Source organism: Streptomyces sp. SID5464, assembly GCF_009862985.1.
Lineage (GTDB): Bacteria > Actinomycetota > Actinomycetes > Streptomycetales > Streptomycetaceae > Streptomyces > Streptomyces chartreusis_D.
Genome location: NZ_WWIQ01000054.1, coordinates 26929 through 44854, shown reverse-complemented (window position 1 = coordinate 44854; position 17926 = coordinate 26929). Strand labels below are relative to the sequence as shown.

At 72.5% G+C, this 17926-nt stretch carries 14 protein-coding genes; 9 read left to right on the top strand and 5 right to left on the bottom strand.

Annotation, left to right across the window (positions count from 1 at the left end):
* Positions 1 to 10 precede the first annotated feature (10 nt).
* Genes GTY47_RS26225 through GTY47_RS26210 form a run of 4 tightly spaced genes read right to left on the bottom strand, consistent with a single transcriptional unit; the run spans position 11 to position 3990 of the window.
* Positions 11 to 991 (bottom strand): alpha-ketoacid dehydrogenase subunit beta, encoded by a 981-nt coding sequence (locus GTY47_RS26225; RefSeq protein ID WP_010044718.1) that lies wholly within the window; start codon positions 989 to 991, stop codon positions 11 to 13.
* Positions 979 to 1956 (bottom strand): thiamine pyrophosphate-dependent dehydrogenase E1 component subunit alpha, encoded by a 978-nt coding sequence (locus GTY47_RS26220; protein ID WP_010044717.1) that lies wholly within the window; start codon positions 1954 to 1956, stop codon positions 979 to 981. Before GTY47_RS26220 ends, GTY47_RS26225 begins: the two co-directional genes overlap by 13 nt.
* Positions 1956 to 3293: a Xaa-Pro peptidase family protein gene (locus GTY47_RS26215; RefSeq protein WP_040903819.1), complete on the bottom strand. Its 1338-nt coding sequence runs from the start codon at positions 3291 to 3293 to the stop codon at positions 1956 to 1958. The genes GTY47_RS26220 and GTY47_RS26215 overlap by 1 nt, the downstream gene beginning before the upstream one ends.
* Positions 3294 to 3345: 52 nt before the next feature.
* On the bottom strand, positions 3346 to 3990 hold the full coding sequence (locus tag GTY47_RS26210) for an XRE family transcriptional regulator (protein WP_010044715.1): 645 nt from the start codon (positions 3988 to 3990) through the stop codon (positions 3346 to 3348).
* Between the two features lie 226 nt (positions 3991 to 4216).
* On the opposite strand from GTY47_RS26210, the gene GTY47_RS26205 reads away from it, so the two are divergent.
* The 8 genes from GTY47_RS26205 to GTY47_RS26170 all read left to right on the top strand — a co-directional run bounded on the left by GTY47_RS26205 (position 4217) and on the right by GTY47_RS26170 (position 12074).
* On the top strand, positions 4217 to 5041 hold the full coding sequence (locus GTY47_RS26205; RefSeq protein ID WP_010044713.1) for a hypothetical protein: 825 nt from the start codon (positions 4217 to 4219) through the stop codon (positions 5039 to 5041).
* 135 nt (positions 5042 to 5176) lie between these two features.
* On the top strand, positions 5177 to 5989 hold the full coding sequence (locus tag GTY47_RS26200; protein WP_010044711.1) for an SAM-dependent methyltransferase: 813 nt from the start codon (positions 5177 to 5179) through the stop codon (positions 5987 to 5989).
* A 31-nt stretch (positions 5990 to 6020) separates the two neighbouring features.
* Complete coding sequence (locus GTY47_RS26195; RefSeq protein ID WP_010044710.1) at positions 6021 to 7424, top strand: glutamine synthetase family protein; 1404 nt, start codon at positions 6021 to 6023, stop codon at positions 7422 to 7424.
* A 1-nt stretch (position 7425) separates the two neighbouring features.
* Positions 7426 to 8565 (top strand): amidohydrolase family protein, encoded by a 1140-nt coding sequence (locus tag GTY47_RS26190; RefSeq protein WP_010044708.1) that lies wholly within the window; start codon positions 7426 to 7428, stop codon positions 8563 to 8565.
* 75 nt (positions 8566 to 8640) lie between these two features.
* Positions 8641 to 9177, top strand: coding sequence for an NUDIX hydrolase family protein (locus tag GTY47_RS26185; RefSeq protein ID WP_029181516.1), 537 nt, complete (start codon positions 8641 to 8643; stop codon positions 9175 to 9177).
* A gap of 30 nt (positions 9178 to 9207) precedes the next feature.
* On the top strand, positions 9208 to 10239 hold the full coding sequence (locus tag GTY47_RS26180; protein WP_010044705.1) for a glycoside hydrolase family 43 protein: 1032 nt from the start codon (positions 9208 to 9210) through the stop codon (positions 10237 to 10239).
* 135 nt (positions 10240 to 10374) lie between these two features.
* Positions 10375 to 11598, top strand: a complete 1224-nt coding sequence (locus tag GTY47_RS26175) for a hypothetical protein (RefSeq protein ID WP_010044702.1) — start codon at positions 10375 to 10377, stop codon at positions 11596 to 11598.
* Positions 11595 to 12074 (top strand): hypothetical protein, encoded by a 480-nt coding sequence (locus GTY47_RS26170; protein WP_158688448.1) that lies wholly within the window; start codon positions 11595 to 11597, stop codon positions 12072 to 12074. The genes GTY47_RS26175 and GTY47_RS26170 overlap by 4 nt, the downstream gene beginning before the upstream one ends.
* On the opposite strand, the gene GTY47_RS26165 is transcribed toward GTY47_RS26170, so the two are convergent.
* Complete coding sequence (locus GTY47_RS26165) at positions 12061 to 14184, bottom strand: tetratricopeptide repeat protein (RefSeq protein ID WP_010044699.1); 2124 nt, start codon at positions 14182 to 14184, stop codon at positions 12061 to 12063. The two genes, GTY47_RS26170 and GTY47_RS26165, sit on opposite strands and share 14 nt — an antisense overlap.
* A 265-nt stretch (positions 14185 to 14449) precedes the next feature.
* Between GTY47_RS26165 and GTY47_RS26160 the strand changes: the two genes are divergently transcribed.
* Positions 14450 to 17635, top strand: coding sequence for a tetratricopeptide repeat protein (locus tag GTY47_RS26160; protein WP_078602926.1), 3186 nt, complete (start codon positions 14450 to 14452; stop codon positions 17633 to 17635).
* The last annotated feature ends 291 nt before the right edge of the window (positions 17636 to 17926 follow it).

The following is a 17926-nucleotide window of genomic DNA, read 5'->3' as shown; positions in this document are numbered from 1 at the left end:
GATGGGCAGCTCAGTAGGCGGCGAGTCCGCGGACCGCCGTGACGACCTTGTCGACGGTGGGGATGACCTGTTCCTCCAGTGCGTCGGCGAACGGCAGCGGGACGCACTCCCCCGCCACCCGCCGCACGGGCGCGTCCAGCAGGCCGAAGCCCTCGTCGGCGACGATCGAGACGACGGTGCCGCCCCAGCCGCCCTGGTACGGGTTCTCCTCGACGGTGACGAGCCGCGAGGTCCGGCGCAGCGAGTCGAGGACGGTCGCGGCGTCCAGCGGGACCAGGCAGCGCAGGTCGATCACCTCCGCCTCGGTCCCCTCCCCCGACAGCACGTCGGCGGCCTTCAGCGCCAGGGGAACCGTGGAGGCGAGCGCGACGAGCGTGACGTCGGCGCCCTCGCGTACGACTGCGGCCCGGCCCAGCTCGACGACATGGCCGGGAGGTGGCGGTGGCCCTTTGGTGGCCAGGAGGGCCTTGTGCTCGAAGAAGACCACGGGGTCGTCGCTGCGGATCGCCGCCGCCATCATGCCGATGACGTCGGCGGGCGTGGCCGGTGCCGCGATCTTCAGGCCGGGGACGGTCAGTGCCCAGTTCTCGGTGGCCTGGGAGTGCTGGGCACCGAAGCCGAGCCCGCCTCCGTTGGCGGTGCGCACGACCAGGGGCACCGTCACCTGGCCGCCGGTCATGTAGCGGACCTTGGGGATCTCGTTGGCGAGGTAGTCCCAGCAGCAGGCCAGGAAGTCGGAGAACATGATCTCCGCGACGGGTCGCATCCCGGTCATCGCGGCGCCCATCGCCGCGCCCACGATGGCCTGTTCGGATATGGGCGTGTCCCACACCCGCTCGGGCCCGAACTCCGCTCGCAGACCCACGGTCGTCTTGAACACGCCCCCGGCCGCGGCGATGTCCTCCCCGAGGCACACGACCGACGTGTCCCGGCGCATCTCGCGCGCGATGCCCTCGGCGACCGCCTCCCGGTAGGTGATCACGTCCGCCATGCGGCACCTCCGTCCGCCCACACGTCGGTCAGCGCCTCCCGCGGTTCGGGCGGCGGCCCGGCCTTCGCCGCCTCGACGGCCCGCTCCACGACGGCCCGGGCCCGCCGGTCGGCCTCCGCGACCGTCTCCGCCCCGACCCCCAGCTCGGCGAGCCGTCCCCGGGCGAGGTCCAGCGGGTCGTGCTTCAGCCACCGTTCGACCTCCTCGGCCGGACGGTAGGCAGCCGGGTCGGCACGGCTGTGCCCGAAGTGCCGGTAGGTCTCGGCCTCCAGTACGGCGGGCCCGTCCCCTGCCCGGGCCCGCCGCGCGAGCCGCGCCACGGCCTCCTCGACGGCCACGACGTCGTTGCCGTCGACGACCTCGCCCGGGATGCCGTGGGCGGGCGCCCGGTCGGCGGCGGGCCGGGCCACCGCCGTGACGTCGGCGATCGGCGTGTACTCCATGTACAGGTTGTTCTCGCACACGAACAGCACCGGCAGCTTCCACACGGCGGCCAGGTTGAGCGACTCGTGGAAGGCGCCGATGTTGGTCGCGCCGTCACCGAAGAAGGCGACCGCGAGCTGGTCCGTGCCGCGCAGCCGGGCCGACCAGGCGGCGCCGACCGCCATCGGGAGGTGGGACCCGACGATGGCGTAGGAGCCGAGCATGCCGGTGGCCGCTTTGGTCAGGTGCATGGAGCCGCCCTTGGCCTTGCACAGCCCGGTCGCCCGGCTCATCAGCTCGGCGAGGCACTCCTCGGGGGTGGCGCCCCGGGCGAGGGCATGGTGGTGGCCCCTATAGGTGGCGAACACATAGTCGTCCGGACGCAGGGCGGCGCTCGCCCCCACGGCGATCGCCTCCTGCCCGGCGGCGAGATGCGTGGTGCCCTTGACCAGGCCCTGGAGGAAGAGGTCGTGGGCGGCCTTCTCCGTACGGCGGACGACGGCCATCCGCTCGTAGCAGGCGAGGAGTCCGGCGGCGTCCATCAGTCCGCTCCGTCGCCACGCGAGGTGTTGAGATGGGACTGCGCCTCCCGGCGGGTGTTCAGCTCGCCGCCCACCGTCCAGTACTTGCGCCCGGCCACCAGCAGTTCCTCGGCGGGGAACTTGGTGATGACCTCGCAGCCGTCGGCGGTGACGACGAGTTCCTCCTCGATCCGGGCGGCGGACCAGCCGTCGGCGGCCGGCCAGTAGGTCTCCAGGGCGAAGACCATGCCCTCTTCGAGGACCTCGGGGTGGTCGAGGGAGACCAGACGGCTGAAGATCGGCTTTTCCCAGATCGACAGCCCGACGCCATGGCCGTACTGGAGGGCGAAGGCGGCGGTCTCGTCGGCGAAGCCGAACTCCTCCGCACGCGGCCACACCCGCACGATGTCGGCGGTGGTCGCGCCCGGCCGGACGAGCGCGATCGCCTGGTCCATGTACTCACGGCAGCGCACATAGGCGTCCCGCTGCGCACCCGAGGCGCTGCCCACGGCGAACGTGCGGTAGTAGCAGGTGCGGTAGCCGAGGTGGCTGTGCAGGATGTCGAAGAAGGCCGGGTCGCCGGGGCGGATCAGGCGGTCGCTGTAGACGTGCGGATGCGGTGAACACCGCTCGCCCGAGATGGCGTTGACGCCCTCGACGTACTCGCTGCCGAGGTCGTACAGGACCTTGCTGACGAGCCCGACGCACTCGTTCTCGCGCACGCCCGGGCGCAGATGGCCGTACAGCTCCTCGTAGGCCGCGTCGACCATGGCGCAGGCCTGGGTGAGCAGGGCGATCTCGTCACCGGTCTTGATCCGGCGGGCCTCCAGGAAGACCTGCTGCCCGTCGACGACGTCGATGCCTTCCGCGCGCAGGGCGGCGAGAACGGGCATCTCGGCGACGTCGACGCCGAGTGGTTCGTTCGCCAGCCCGTGGTCGCGCAGCTCGGCGGCGATCTTGGCGGCCACGTCCTGAGCGATGCCCGCGTCCGGGTGGAAGGCCCCGCGCAGGGTGGAGATGCCTGCGCGGGCTCCGGTGGGCGGGCCGCCCTTGCCGTCGCTGTAGTCGAGCCACGGGTTGTACAGCTGGTGGTGCCGGGCGGCGGAGCCGAAGTCCCATACGACCGGTTCGCCGTCGCGCACCAGCAGGGCGAAGCGGATCAGCTTGTCCATCGCCCAGGTGCCGATGTGCGTGGCCGTCATGTAGCGGATGTTGGCGAAGTCGAAGCTGAGCACCGCGCCCAGCTCGGAGCGGTTCAGGGACTCGTGCAGCCGGGCCAGCCGCTGTCCGCGCAGCCGGTCCAGGTCGATGCGCTCTTCCCAGTCGACGGCGTTGGGTCCGTATGTGCGGATCGCCATGGCGACCACCCCCACTTCGGAGTGAACGCCCGGGTCCTGCGAGTGTCAAGTGTCACTGAACATCGCCGGACACGAACCAGACACCCACAGCGGGTACGTCTCCATCGTTGCGGTAGCGGTGGGGGGTCGTCGACTCGAAGGAGACGGCGTCGCCCGGGCCCATAGTGTACTCGTCGAAACCGAGGGTGAGGATCAGTTCGCCGGAGGTCAGATAGCCGTACTCGGTGCCGGAGTGCCGCATCAGCCCGCCGGACCCGGAGGAGGAGCCGCCGGGCCGGTAGGTCACCAGCAGGAAGTCGACATCCGTGCCGGGCACCCGGCCGAGACGCTCCCATACGACGCCTGAGTCCAGCTCCAGCGTCTCGCGCTCTCCCGCGCCGACCAGCGGGCCGATCCGCCGCCCCGGGTCCGTGGCGAAGGCGGCCAGGGCGTGCTGGACGGTGCCGGGGGCCGTCGCCGCGAGGGGAATGGCTCCGGCGTCGTCCCGGGCGTCGAAGAGGGACTCGACGGAGATGCCGAGGGCCGTCGTGATCGCGTACAGCGTGCTGACGGAGGGCTGGCTCTTGCCGGTCTCGATCTGCGACACGAGGCTCGCCGACACTCCGACCTCCCGGGCGAGCGCGCGCAGGCTCGTCCCGCGCTCCAGACGCGCCTGCCGGATACGCGCACCGACGGGCGGCACGACGGCGGGGGACACGGGCGGCTCCTCTCGCGAGTGACGGGTGTGCAGCTTCATTGAACAGCCGGTGGGGTACGCCACGCCAGAGACGGCGGTGAGTCATGCAGAACGGGCACGCCCGGGCCCGAGCGTGCGGCGCCCGTGCCGCGGGCGGCGCTCACCCGAACAGTCCGGTGCCGGTGGTGGGCGGTCGGTGCCGGTGGTGCGCTGAGGACACGCGTCACGTTCTCAGGAGGCACTCCCGATGACCCGTCGTCCCCACCGGCTCGTCCGCGTTCTCTCCTCCGCGCTGGCGGCAGGCACGCTGCTGGCCACCGCCGCCTGCTCGGACGACGGCGGCGAAGACGGTGCGCGCGTCCCGGGCGTCGCCGCGTCACAGGTCGCCGGGAAGCGGCAGACCCCCTCTCCGACCGCCACCCTCACCACGGACGGCGCACGGAGCGCGCTGATCACCGAGGCGGACATCGAGGACGACTGGACCCAGGTCAAGGACACGGAGGCGGACAACTGGCACGACAGCCTGCTCATCGGCACGGTCGACGTCTCCGACTTCCTCTCCGCCAAGGCCCAGGCCGCCGACTGCCAGCGGCTCCTCGACTCCCTCTTCGACGACGATCTGCTGGGCAGGCCGTCCGGGGCGTCCGAGCTGCGCGGCTTCGAGCAGGGTGACTCGCGCCTGCTGTACCAGGTCGCCTCCTACGAACGGACCGATCCGCAGGCCTCGTTGAACTGGATGGCGAACCTGCCGGAGAAGTGCGACCAGTTCACCGTCACGGACGACGGCCAACAGCGCACTGTGCAGGTCGTCGAGTCCACGCTGCCCGGCGTGGGAGACGCCCGTGCGGGCCTGCGCGTGACGGTGCGGGGCCAAACCGGTGGCGCGGAGGCCACACTGACCCTGGACGTGGCCGCCGTACGCGTCGGCGACGACGCGATCACCGTCACGGCGGGCGGGCTCGACGGGGGCGAGAACGACTCCGTCGAGCAGGCGGTGCGGCTCGGCACCCAGCGCCTGAAGGACGTGCTGGCCGGCAAGACGCCCTCCCCGAACCCCGGCGCGGTCGAGTAACCCGGTCCGCAGCTCTCCCCCGCCGCGCGCCGACGGCCCGGCCGGCTCTGCCGATTCCCGGGACAGGTGATCACCGGAACGGCACAATGGCGGCGATGACCGGCATCGGTCGCTCGTGCGAGGAGAGGAAGAGACGTGAGTGAGAGCCACACCCCGCCGAGCGGCTCGGCGAGGCTGAACACCGGTGTGGCGCACAACGCGCGCGTGTGGAACTACTGGATCGGCGGCAAGGACAACTACGAGGTCGACCAGCAGGTCGGCGAGCAGGTTGCCGGCATGTTCCCGATCATCCGGGACATCGCCCGGGCGGACCGGGACTTCCTGGGCCGGGCCGTGTCGTTCCTGGCCGGCGAGCGCGGAGTGCGGCAGTTCCTCGACATCGGCACGGGACTGCCGACGGCGGCCAACACCCACGAGATCGCCCAGCGGCTCGCCCCCGACTCACGGATCGTCTACGTCGACAACGACCCCATCGTGCTGGTGCACGCCCGCACGCTGCTGACCGGCACCCGCGACGGCGTCACCGCCTACATCGACGCCGACGTGCACGACCCGGACGCCATCCTCGAACGGGCCGGGCACACCCTCGACTTCACCCGGCCCGTCGCCGTCATGATGCTGGGCATCCTCAACTTCGTCCTGGACACGGAGAAGGCCCGGGACATCGTGCGCCGCGTGATGGCCGCGGTCCCCTCCGGCAGCTACCTGGTCCTCACCCACCCGACGTTCGACGACGAGCTCGGCGGCGCGGGGCAGATCCCCGCCATGAAGTTCTGGAACGAGAACGCCACTCCCCCGATCACCGCCCGCGGCGGCGCGGACATCGCCGCGTTCTTCGACGGTCTGGAGCTGCTCGAGCCGGGCATGGTGTCCTGCGGGCAGTGGCGTGCCGACGCCGGCTCGGCGGTGCTGGTGCCGCAGTACGGCGCGGTGGCCGTGAAGGCGTGACGCCCCGCGCCCGTCCCGTCGAGGAGGACGTATGACCACCCTGGCCGATCCGGTGCCCGGCGGCCGTCCCGGCGATGTCGAGCGGGCCACCGCGCTGAGCGGCGAACTGTCCGGGCGGGGTGTGCACGGCATCGTGCTGTCCTACGTCGACACCGCGGGCATCGGCAGGGTGAAGACCGTCCCGACGGCCCGGCTCGCCTCCGCCGCGGCCTGGGGCGTCGGCATGTCCCCGGTGTTCGACACGTTCCTGGCGAACGACTCCGTCGTCACCACCGACGTCCTCGGCTCCCCCGACGGCGATCTGCGCCTCTACCCGGACCTCGACCAGCTCGTGGTGCTGGCCGGGCAGCCCGGCTGGGCGTGGGCGCCCGTCGACCGGGTCACGCAGGACGGGGAGCGGCATCCCGGCTGCGGGCGCACCTTCCTGCGCCGTGTCGTCACCGAGGCGGCCGCGCGGCACGGCCTGACCTTCAAGGCGGCCGTGGAGGTCGAGTGGACGGTGGCCCGCGGGGACGCGCCCGGCGACGCGTTCGTGCCCGCGACGACCGGTCCGGCGTACGGGGCCGCGCGGCAGGTCGAGCTCGGCGACTGCACCGCCGACCTGCTCGCGGCGTGCGCGGCCCAGGGCCTCGACGTGGAACAGGTCCATCCGGAGTACGCGGCCGGTCAGTTCGAGATCTCGGTGGGTGCCGTCGACCCGGTCGCGGCGGCCGACCGCAGCGTGCTGGTGCGGCAGACGGTCCGTGCGGTGGCGCGGCGCCACGGGCTGCGCGTCTCGTTCGCCCCGGCCGTCGTGGGGCAGGGCGTCGGCAACGGCGGGCACGTCCATCTCTCGGCCTGGCGCGACGGGGCCAATCTGCACTCCGGGGGCGAGGGCCGGTACGGCATGACGGCCGAGGCGGAGTCGTTCACGGCCGGCCTCCTCGCCCACCTGCCCGGTCTCACGGCCGTGACCGCGCCGAGCCCCGCCAGCTACCTGCGGCTCAGGCCCTCGCAGTGGGCCGGGGTGTTCACCGCGTGGGGCCGCGAGACCCGGGAGACCGCCCTGCGTGTCGTCACGGGCACCGCGGGGCTGCGCGACCAGGCGGCCAACCTGGAGATCAAACCCGTCGACCTGGCCGCCAACCCCTACCTCGCGATCGGCTCCCTGATCGCCGCCGGACTGGACGGCCTGACCTCGTCCGCCACCCTGCCCGAGGAGACCACGGGGGACCCGGCACGGCTGAGCGAGGCCGAGGCGGCGGCCCGGGGTGTACGGCGGCTGCCGGTGTCGCTGGAACAGGCCGTCGCGGAGTTCCGCGGGGACGATGTGCTGCGGGCCGCCCTCGGTCCCGTCCTGGCGGACGCGGTGATCGCCGTACGGCGGGGAGAGCTGGCGTCCGTCGCCGGTCTCGACGACGACCAGGTGGCGGCGGCGTACCGGTGGAGGTACTGACGTGGGCGCGGTCCGCGAAGCGCTCGACGCCCTGCGCCTGGTCGACCACCACTGCCACGGCACGGTGGCCGCCGATCTCGACCGGGAGGCCTTCGAGCCGCTCCTCACGGAGGGCGACGCGTGGCCGGGCGTCTCGCCCTTCGACAGTCCCGCGGGCGTGGCCGTGCGCCGCCACTGCGCTCCCCTGCTGGACCTGCCGCGGCATGCCCCCGTCGACCAGTACCTGGCCCGGCGGTGGGAGCTCGGCCGACGTGAGGTGCAGCGGCGCTTCCTGAGCGCCTCGGGCACGGACGTCTTCTGCGTCGACACCGGCTACGCCCCCGACCGGCTCACCACCCCGCGCGAGGTCGCCGAGGCCGCGGGCGGGTCCGCGTACGAGGTCGTGCGGCTGGAGAGCGTCGCCGAGTCGGTGCGGGCGGCGGGGGTCGAGCCGGACGCCTACGCCGACGCCTTCCGGGCGGCGGCGCTGGACGCCGTACGGAAACCCGGCGTGGTGGCCGTGAAGTCGGTGGCGGCCTACCGCACCGGCTTCGACCTGGACCCGGTCCGGCCCTCGGACGCGGAGGTCACCGGCGCCGCCCGGCACTGGGCGGCCCGCGGCGGCCGCCTGGACGACCCGGTTCTGGTACGGCACCTGCTGTGGACCGCCGTCGACCTGGGTCTGCCGCTCCAGTTGCACACCGGGTTCGGCGACAACGACATCCGGCTGCACCGGGCCGACCCGGCCCGCCTCACGGACTGGCTGCACCTGACCGCCGGGACGATCCCGGTCCTGCTGCTGCACTGCTGGCCCTACCAGCGGCAGGCGGCGTACCTCACGGCGGTCTTCGAGCAGGTGTACCTCGACGTCGGCCTCACCCTCCACCACGTCGGCCCCGCCCGGGCCGGTGCGGTCCTGGCGGAGGCCCTGGAGATCACACCGTTCCGCAAGCTGCTGTACAGCTCCGACGCCTACGGTCTGGCCGAGTTCTTCCACCTCGGGGCGCTCGCCTTCCGGCAGGGCCTGGCGGAACTGCTCCAGGAGCGGGTGGACACCGACGAGCTGTCCCTGCAGGACGCACTGCGGATCGCCCGGTGGGCCGGGCGGGACAACGCCCGCCGGGTCTACGGGCTCCCGGACGACTCCCCGGGAGGCGGTTGAACGGCGTGTAGCCGGTCACAGTTCCTCCCGAGCGGCTACCCAGGAAGTCCGAACGGCTGAAAGTATGATCAAGCGATGTCTGACATGACCGAAACCACGCCCGGCTGGCTGTCCTCCGACGACCTGGAGATGGCGCGTGCCCGTATGCCGATCCTGTACGTCGAGGCCGTCCCGGTCCGCGTCGACGACAGCGGCGAAGTCACCAGTGTCGGCCTGCTCCTGCGCATCGGGCCCGACGGGACGGTCAGCCGGACGCTGGTCTCCGGCCGCGTGTTGCACCACGAACGCGTCCGCGACGCCCTGCTGCGGCACCTGGAGAAGGACCTCGGCCCGGTCGCGCTGCCCCGCGTCCCGGCGTCGCTCCAGCCGTTCACGGTCGCGGAGTACTTCCCGACGCAGGGCATCACGCCGTACCACGACCCCCGCCAGCACGCGGTGTCCCTCGCCTACATCGTGCCGGTGACGGGTGACTGCCGGCCCCGGCAGGACGCCCTGGACCTGGTGTGGTTCAGCCCTCAGGAGGCCGTGTCGGCGGCGGTGCAGAGCGAGATGCCGGGTGGCCACGGGGTGCTGCTCAAGCAGGCGCTGGCCCATGCGGGCTGCGTGATCTGACCGCCGGGCGGTCGGACCAGGACCTCGGCGATGCGGCTTCCCGACACGACCGAAGCACCGATGCGGCTGCCGGACATGCCGCTGCACGACCCGTTCGTGGTCGCCGACGAGCCGACGCGGACCTACCACCTCTACACGTCCAACGACCCGTCCATGTCGGGCGTGGACGGCACCGGCACGATGGTCTACCGCAGCCACGACCTGCGCGACTGGACGCGTCCCGTCGTGGTGTTCCTGACGGCCGGGCAGGAGGGCATCTGGGCGACGGAGGGTGCCTGGGCGCCGGAGGTGCACGCCTGGGACGGCCGGTACTACCTCTTCACCACGCTGCACAACGCGGACCGGCCACTCCCGGTCCCGCCGTCCAATCCGTGGGGCGTCCCGTTCCGGACCCCGACCCACATGCGCGGCACGATCACGGCCGTCTCCGACTCACTGCTCGGCCCGTTCACCGTGCTCGACCCGGCACGCCCCGTCCCGCCCGAGCACCTCATGACCCTCGACGGCACGTTGTACGTCGACCCGTCCGGGCGACCCTGGATGGTGTACGCGCACGAGTGGCTCCAGACGATCGACGGAACGATGGAGGCGGTCCGGCTCGCCCCCGACCTGTCCCGGACGGTCGGCGACCCGATCCACCTCTTCAAGGCCTCGGACGCGCCCTGGACCACCGAGCAGATCCCCGCGGGGGTACCGCACCAGCTGCCGCCGTACATCACCGACGGCCCCCAGCTGTACCGCACCCCTGACGGGTCCCTGCTGATGCTGTGGTCGACCTACGAGAAGAACACGGCCGGCCGGGACGGCACGATCAGCGGCGGCTACGTGCAGACGTACGCGGTGTCGGGAAGCGGGGACATCCAGGGCCCGTGGCAGCAGCACCGGCCCCTGGTCCGCGACGACAGCGGCCACGGCATGCTGTTCCACACCTTCGACGGCCGCCTGATGATGATCCTCCACCGGCCCTTCGAGAACGCGCGCGGAAAGCTGTACGAGATGGGACTCCACGGTCACGAGCTGACGGTGCTGCGCCGCCGCGACGACCTCGACGGGGGCGGCTGACGCACCCGGGCCAGCCTCGCGGAGCGCCCCTGCAAGGTTTCCGCAAGGCCCGGGCAAGCCTTCCGTCCATCCGGCAGGGGCAGAAGCCCGGCAGACGGGCCGAACCGGGCCCGCAGGGACATCGGGGGGCACATCATGTCCGGATTGCGGAAGATCGCGGAGCTGCCGGGCGAGGAGCGCGAGTGGCTGACGCTGGTCGAGCGGAAGACCGTGCTGGTCGTCGTGCACACGCTCACGTACGGGAAGCGACTGGTCGACGTCCTGTCGCTGCTGGAGGCCGACTTCAGGCTCCAGGTGGTGTTCACGGCTCCGCCGCACGTCTTCGGCGACGAGGTACCGCGTTTCCTCCAGGAGCTGGGCTGCGCGGTGCTGCCGTGGGACGAGGCCGTTGGCATGTCGTTCGACCTGGCCCTGGCGGCGGGGCCGCGGGGGGTGGAGCGGATCTCCGCCCCCTTGATCACGCTGCCGCACGGGGCCGCTTATCTGAAGCGCCTGGTCAGGGGGGCGCACCCGGGTGTGGCAGGACTGCGCAGGCAGGACCTGGTGCCGGGCGGCCGGCTCCCCGCGGCGGTGGCCGTCCCGCACCACGCCGAACTGACGGACCTGGAGCGCCACTGCCCGGAGGTGCTGCCGCTCACGCATGTGGTCGGTGATCCGGCGTACGACCGCATCACGAAGAGCCTGCCGCTGCGGGCCGAGTACCGCCGGGCCCTCGGTCTGTCCGCCGGCGAGAAGCTGGTGGTCGTCGTCTCGACGTGGGGTGCGCGCTCGTCGTTCGGCCGGTTCGAGGCGCTGCTGCCCCGGGTCGTCGCCGAACTACCCGCCGGGAGGTTCCGGTCCGTCATCCTCCTGCATCCCAATGTCTGGTCCGGGCACGGCTCCTGGCAGGTCAGGGCGTGGCTGGCCCGCTGCGCCCAGCCGGGCGTCACACTCGTACCGCCCGAGGCGGACTGGCGCAGCGTGCTCATCGCCGCGGACTGGATCATCGGCGACCACGGCTCGGTCACGCTGTACGGCACGCTCACCGGGGCGCCGATCCTGCTGGCCAGTTCACCGGAGCAGGAGATCAATCCGGCCTCGCCGGCCGCCGCGCTCGCCATGACCGCGCCGGCGCTGTCGCCCACGCACCCGCTCCTCGGCCAACTCCGTTACGCCGCCGCCGAGTACCGGCCGGAGGAGTACGCGGCGATCGCCTCCCGCATCACCTCGGAGCCCGGCCGGTTCAACCGCAACATGCGCCGGCTCATGTACCGCCTGCTGCGCCTGGGCCAGCCCGCCCACGAGCCGGAGACGGTGCCCCTGCCGAAGCCGCCCGCACTGGACACGTGGGCGCGGGCCCGGCGGGAGGTCCCGGCGTGAGGCGCTTCGTCTCCGTCCGGCTGGCACCTCATGAACTCGACGTGCAGCAGGACACTGTGGCCGCCCTCTCCCTCCGCATCAGCTCGGGCGGGCGGCACTACGACGTGCTGGCCCGGGTCGGTCCCGCGGACCGGGGAGCCGACGAGCACTTCGCCGTGGACGCCGACGCGTGCCGGGAGCGGCGGTGGGCCGAGTACGCGGATGTACTGCACGCCGGGCGCCCCCGTTCACCGGCGGACGCGGCGCGCTGGCTGGTGAGTGTCACGGCCGCCCATCCGGCCTGCCGGGTCGTCGCGGCGCCGTTGGCCGGCGGTGGCTGGGCGGTGGCCGACGGGACGCGGATGCTGCTGGTCCGCCACGTACCCGCGACCCGCCCCCTGCTGGCGTCCTGCCTGCATGCCTGGCTGGTGGCGGGACTGGCGTTGCGGGACATCGAGGACATCCGGGTGCTGGACGGCGGCTCTACGACTCCCTGAGCCGTCGGGCGTCCGCCGGGCTGGTGGTCTCGTACAGGGTGAGGGCAAGGGCGTAGTAGTGCTCCGCGGCCCTGTCGTCTCCCTGCTCGTGCGCGGTGTCCGCCAGCATCTCCAGGGTGCGCGCCTGCCAGTGGGCCGCGCCGGAGGCGGTGAACACCGCCAGGGCCTCCTCCATCCGGGCCGTGCCCGTGTCGTGGTCGCCAGCCAGGGCACGGGCCCGGCCGAGGAAGGCGAGGGCCCGGGCCGCGTCGTGCGGATCGGCCACGGCAAGGAGTCCCTCCCTGGCCCGGGTGAAGCAGGCCGCGGCCCGCTCGGGGGCGTGCCGGGCGAGGGCCACCTCGCCGAGCAGGATCGTGGCGAGGGCGACCCCGCGCGGGTAGCCGCACTCCGCCCAGGTCGCCACCGCCCGGTCCAGGTGGGACTCGGCCTGGTCGAGGTCGCCCGCCTCCAGGTGGCAGCCGCCGAGACCGAGCAGCGCCTGCCCCTCGTCCCGTGCGTCGCCCGCCTCGCGCGCCGCTGCGAGGGACGCGGTGTACCACTCGGTGGCGTCGCTGATCCGGCGCGCGGCGCTCAGGCCGATGGCCCCGGAGTTGAGCATCTGCCGTTCGGCCTCCGGGTGTCCGTCGCTGCGAGCGGCGTCCAGGCCGATGCGGTGGGCCTCGATCCACAGGTCGTAGTGGCGCAGCCGGAGGAACAACGGCCACATGGCGTCCACGAGCTGCCAGGCCGTGGCGTGCCACCCACGCTCGGCGGCCAGCCGCAGCACGATCATGAGGTTCGTGCGCTGAGTGTCCAGCCAGCCCAGGGCGCCGCGGTCGTCCGTGAAGGGCGCGGCCGGCGGTGAGGGGTAGGCGTAGGCCCGGGGCAGCGTGAACTGGATGGGCGTGATGAGACGCTGGGCCTCGGTGGCGGTCCGGAGGTACCAGTCGGCTACCCGGCGCAGGGCCTGCTCGCGGGCTTCCGCGGTGTCGGTGGATCTCGCGCGGTCGCGGGCGTGGACCCGGACGAGATCGTGGAAGCGGTAGGTGTCGGGGCCGATGTCCTCCAGCAGGTTGGCTTCCACGAGTTCGTCCAGCCGGCGTGCGGTCGAATCCAGGGGCTCCGCGCAGGCCGCGGCGGCGGTGCGGGAGTCGAAGGCGGGCAGCGGCAGCACGCCGAGGATCCGGTACATCCGGGCGGCCTCCGGGCTGAGCACCGCGTACGACGCGTCCAGGGCCTTGCGCACGGTGGCCTCTCCTTCCACTTCCAGTGCGACCAGGCGGCCGGCGTCGGGGGCGAGCGCGTCGGCCAGGGCGGCGACCGGCTGTCCGGGGCGTGCGGTGAGCCGGGCCGAGGCGAGGCACACCGCGAGCGGCAGGCCCGCGCACAGGGACACGACCTGGCGGACCGCGGGCAGTTCGCCCGTGACCCGGTCCGCGCCGACGCCGCGGATGAACAGTTCCTCTCCGGCATCCGGCCCGAGCTCCCGCACCTGGTGGAACTCGGCTCCGTCCATGCGCAGCCCGGTCATCCGGCGACGGCTGGTCACGACGACGAGGCCGCCCGTGCCGCCGGGTAACAACGGCCGGATCTGTGCCGCGGTGAAGGCGTTGTCGAGCATGACGGCGATGCGCAGGCCGGCGGTGACAGAGCGCCACAGCGACGCCTGCTCCGCCGGGTCGGTGGGGACGGCCCCGGCTCCGAGCGCCCGCAGGAAGCGGCCCAGGATCTCGTCCGGACGGGCCGGCCCGTCCGTCGTGTGCCCGCGCAGGTCCGCGTACACCTGCCCGTCGGGGAAGTCGGCTTCGTGCCGGCGCAGCCAGTGGGAGACCAGGGTGGTCTTGCCGATGCCGGCGGGTCCGGTCACCACGATCAGCGGCCGCCCGGAACCGCGGTCCCGGCCTGTGGCGACCAGGTGGTCGAGGGCGGCCTGATCGTCCTGGCGGTCGGTGAAGTACGCGGTCACCGGGAGGAGTTGACGGGGTGTCGGCGGGGGCGGCGGGGGTGCGGTCCGCACGTGGATGCCGCCGTGCACGTCACGGGCCTGGACGGTGGGTCCGTAGAGCCGGACCGCTCCCCCGATCGCGTTGCTGACCTCACGGTCCCTGCCGCCGTCCCGCGCCGCATTCATCCCGCCCGTCCCCCTCCGACCGGTTGCCCATTACATCGATCATGGGGGTCCTACCCCCGCCCGGGACTCGACGATGCCGTCCGCGGACGTCTGCCGCACGGGAGAGAAACGATCCGGCCAGCGCGTCCGGGGCACGGATTCGGTCGGTGCGCGGGCGGTTCTCGGCCGACAACGGCTCTCGGTCAGCACGGCGCCTTGTTTCGGTCAGCACGCGACCGCGTCTGGAAACGCTTACCCCTTCCTGTCATGCTCGGCATTCCATGACATGTCCACTACCCCCTGCCATGCGGCGTCGACATGGCCGGACCAGCGGGAGGCGCTGGTGGAATTCCAGGTACTGGGCCCGGTGGGTCTCCGGGTGGACGGTCAGCGGGTCGAGCTGGGCTCGGACAAGGAGCGGACCCTCCTGGCCGTGCTGGCGCTGGACGTGAGCCGTCCGGTGGCCCTGGACACGCTCATGGACCGGCTCTGGGACGGCGAACCACCGCCACAGGCCCGCGGGAACACGCACAGCTACGTCTCCAGACTGCGCCGGCGCCTGAAGACCGCCCCGCCTGCCGCGAACGCGCCCCGCATCGTCAGCCGCGCCCACACGTACACGCTGGACGCGCCCCGCGCATCGGTCGACTGGCACCGGTTCCAGCATCTCGTGACGCGGGCCGGTGGCGCCGCGGCGGACGGAGACGACGAGCGGGCGGCCGCCCTCCTCGACCTCGCCGAACGGCTGTGGCGGGGCGAGGCACTCGCGGGACTCCCCGGACTCTGGGCCGAGAGCGTACGGCGGACCCTGGCGCAACGCCGGCTCACCGCGACCGTCGCCCGCACCGCCGCCCAGCTCCGGCTGGGCCGGTTCGCCGAGACGGGCGCCGAGCTGTCGGCCCTCGTCGACCGGCATCCGGGCGACGAGACGCTGGCGGGCCAGTTGATGCTGGCGTACTACGGCAGCGACCGGTACACCGACGCGCTGCGCGTCCATCAGGAGATCCGTCACCTGCTGATGACACAGTACGGGTCCCGGCCGGGAGCCGAGCTGAACCGCATCCACCGCGGGATCCTCGAACGCACACCGGCCGCCGATCTCGCCCGGGGCCGGGCGGCTCCACCCGGCACGGCCCCCGCGCCGCCACGCCCGGCGCTCCCACGCCCGCCCCGCAACCTGCCCCATCAGCCGCCGCTGGTCGGCCGCCGAGCGGAACTGCGGGACCTGAGCTCCATGGCCGACGCGCCGGCGGCGGACGGCCAGGTCATCAGCCTGGAGTCCGTCAGCACCGTGAGCGGCATGGCGGGGGTCGGCAAGACCGCCGTGGCCGTGAACGGCGCGGCCCTGCTCGCGCCCCGGTTCCCCGACGCGCAGTTGTACGTCGACCTGCGCGGCCACTCCCCGGTCGGCGAGCCCCTCGACCCCGGCGCGGCTCTGGCCACTCTCCTGCGCCTGCTCGGCGCGCCGGCCGAGACCATTCCCGTCGAGCTCGAAGGCCGTAGCGCCCTGTGGCGGACCATGCTGGCGGAACGCCGGGCCGTCATCGTTCTCGACGACGCCGTCAGCGCCGCGCAGATCCGGCCGCTGCTGCCGGGGGGCTCGCCCTCCCTGACGATCATCACCAGCCGGCGCCACCTGACCGGTCTGCCGCACGCCCGGCACATCCCGCTCGACGTGCTGCCGAGCGACGACGCCGTCGCCTTGTTCCGCGCGTTCGCCGGTGCGGCTCGCACGCACAGCACCGAGGAGACCGCACGCATCGTCCGGCTGTGCGGCCATCTCCCGCTCGCGATCGAACTGGTGGCGAGCCGCTTCCGCGCCCACCCCTCCTGGACGCTCACCACGCTGGCCGAGCGACTCACCCGCGGCGAAGGCCGGCTCGGCGAGATCAGGGACGCCGAACAGGAGGTGGCCCGCGCCCTCGATCTCACCTACCAGACCCTCACCGAGGAGCAGCGCACCGCCTTCCGGCGCCTCAGTCTCCACCCCGGCGTCGACTTCACCACCGACTCGGCCGCCGCCGGACTCGGCCTGGCGCCTCCGGCCGCAGAGCGGGTCCTCGAGTCACTCCTGGCCTGCCATCTGCTCCGCGAGCCCGCCCCGGACCGCTACCAGTACCACGACCTGCTGCGGGAGTACGGCCGTTCCAGGTCCATGACGGACGACACCGACCAGGACCGGGCCGCCGTCCTCCGCCGCCTCACGGACTTCTACGTCGACGCGGCCGACCGCGCCGACCGGCTCGCCCACCCCCGCCGCATTCGCCCCGCCTCACCGCACGCTCGGCCCGGGGAACACCTGCCGCAGTGGCCCGACGCCGAGGCCGCCCGGGCCTGGCTGGCCGCCGAGCGGGCGAACCTGCTGGCCACGGAGCGGCACGCCCGCAGCCACGGCCGCGCCGGGGCCGCGGCCCGACTCGCCTACGCCATGGCCGGTTTCCTCAACCAGGAGTGCCACTGGAACGACGCGCGGACCGTCCTCGAACCCGCCGTCGAGCACTGGGCCCGGGCAGGAGACCAGGCCGCACTCTGCCGCTCCCTGATCCACCTGAGCGCCGTGCACGCGCACACCGCGCGCTACCCGGAGGCCGCCGACGCCGGCGAACGGGCCCTGCGGATCGCCCGAGCGACCGGGTACGCCGAGGCGGAGGCCGAAGTGCTGCGGACGCTCGGCACGCTGGCCTGGCACCGGGGCGACAACCGGGCAGCGCTCGGCCTCTTTCAGCAGGCGTTCACTCTCACCGCTGCCGCGGGGGATTCCGTGGCCACCGCACGGCTGCACAACAACATGGCGGTGACCCTCCTGTTCCTGGGACAACACGATCGCGCCCTGGAGCACTTCCAGAAGTCGCTCACAGGGTTCAGCGAAGCGGGCGACCACGCGGCGCTGGGCAAAACCCTCAACAATATCGGGGATCTCCACATGAGGACCGGGGATCTGGAATCCGCACGCCGTTCGTTCGAGGAATCGCTCGCGGTACTGGAGCACGCCGGAAATCGCTACGACCGCGCCACGGTGCGCTGCAGCCTCGCGGACGCCCTCACGGAATCGGGCGACACCACCGCCGCGCTCCCCCTTTACCAGGAGGCGTTCACGGAATTCCGGTCACTCGGCGACCGGAAAAGCCAGGCCGACACAGCGACAGGCATGGGTGAAGCACACCGGAAAGCAGGAGAGACGGACAAGGCCGTCCGGCACCTGCTGGACGCGCTGGACATCGCCCGCACCATCGGCGCGGCTCACCAGGAGACCCGGGCGCTGCGCCGCCTCGGCCAGGTCTATTCGGACGCCGGCAGATTCGACTCCGCGGCGGAGTATCTGAGGGCCGCCATCTCCCTGGCCGAGCACACCCACGAGGCAGACGAGAAAACGAAGGCCGAGGACCTCTTAACCGAATTAAGACAGGCGTTCGACCTATCGGGGGGCGATTTAACGAGTAACCAAGACGCCGGGCCCAGATTTTCCATATAAGCCATTCATAGGATACGGTTCCGTCCGCAAGATCATCCGATCTGCGGAAAGGAACGTTTCTACGTGAACGCAATACGACGGATGACCGTCGGAGCCACACTCGTCGCCACTCTGGGCATATTTGGCGCGTACACGCCAAGCGCGTCGGCCGCCGAGTTCACTTCGCCCTCATCGGTCAGTACGAACGGCTGCATCATGATGTGACCCTCGACAGGGTCAGTCGGCAAAAAGCAAAAAGGTCATACCGTCCTGCACGGTATGACCTTTGACCTGCGACACCACAAGTCGGGA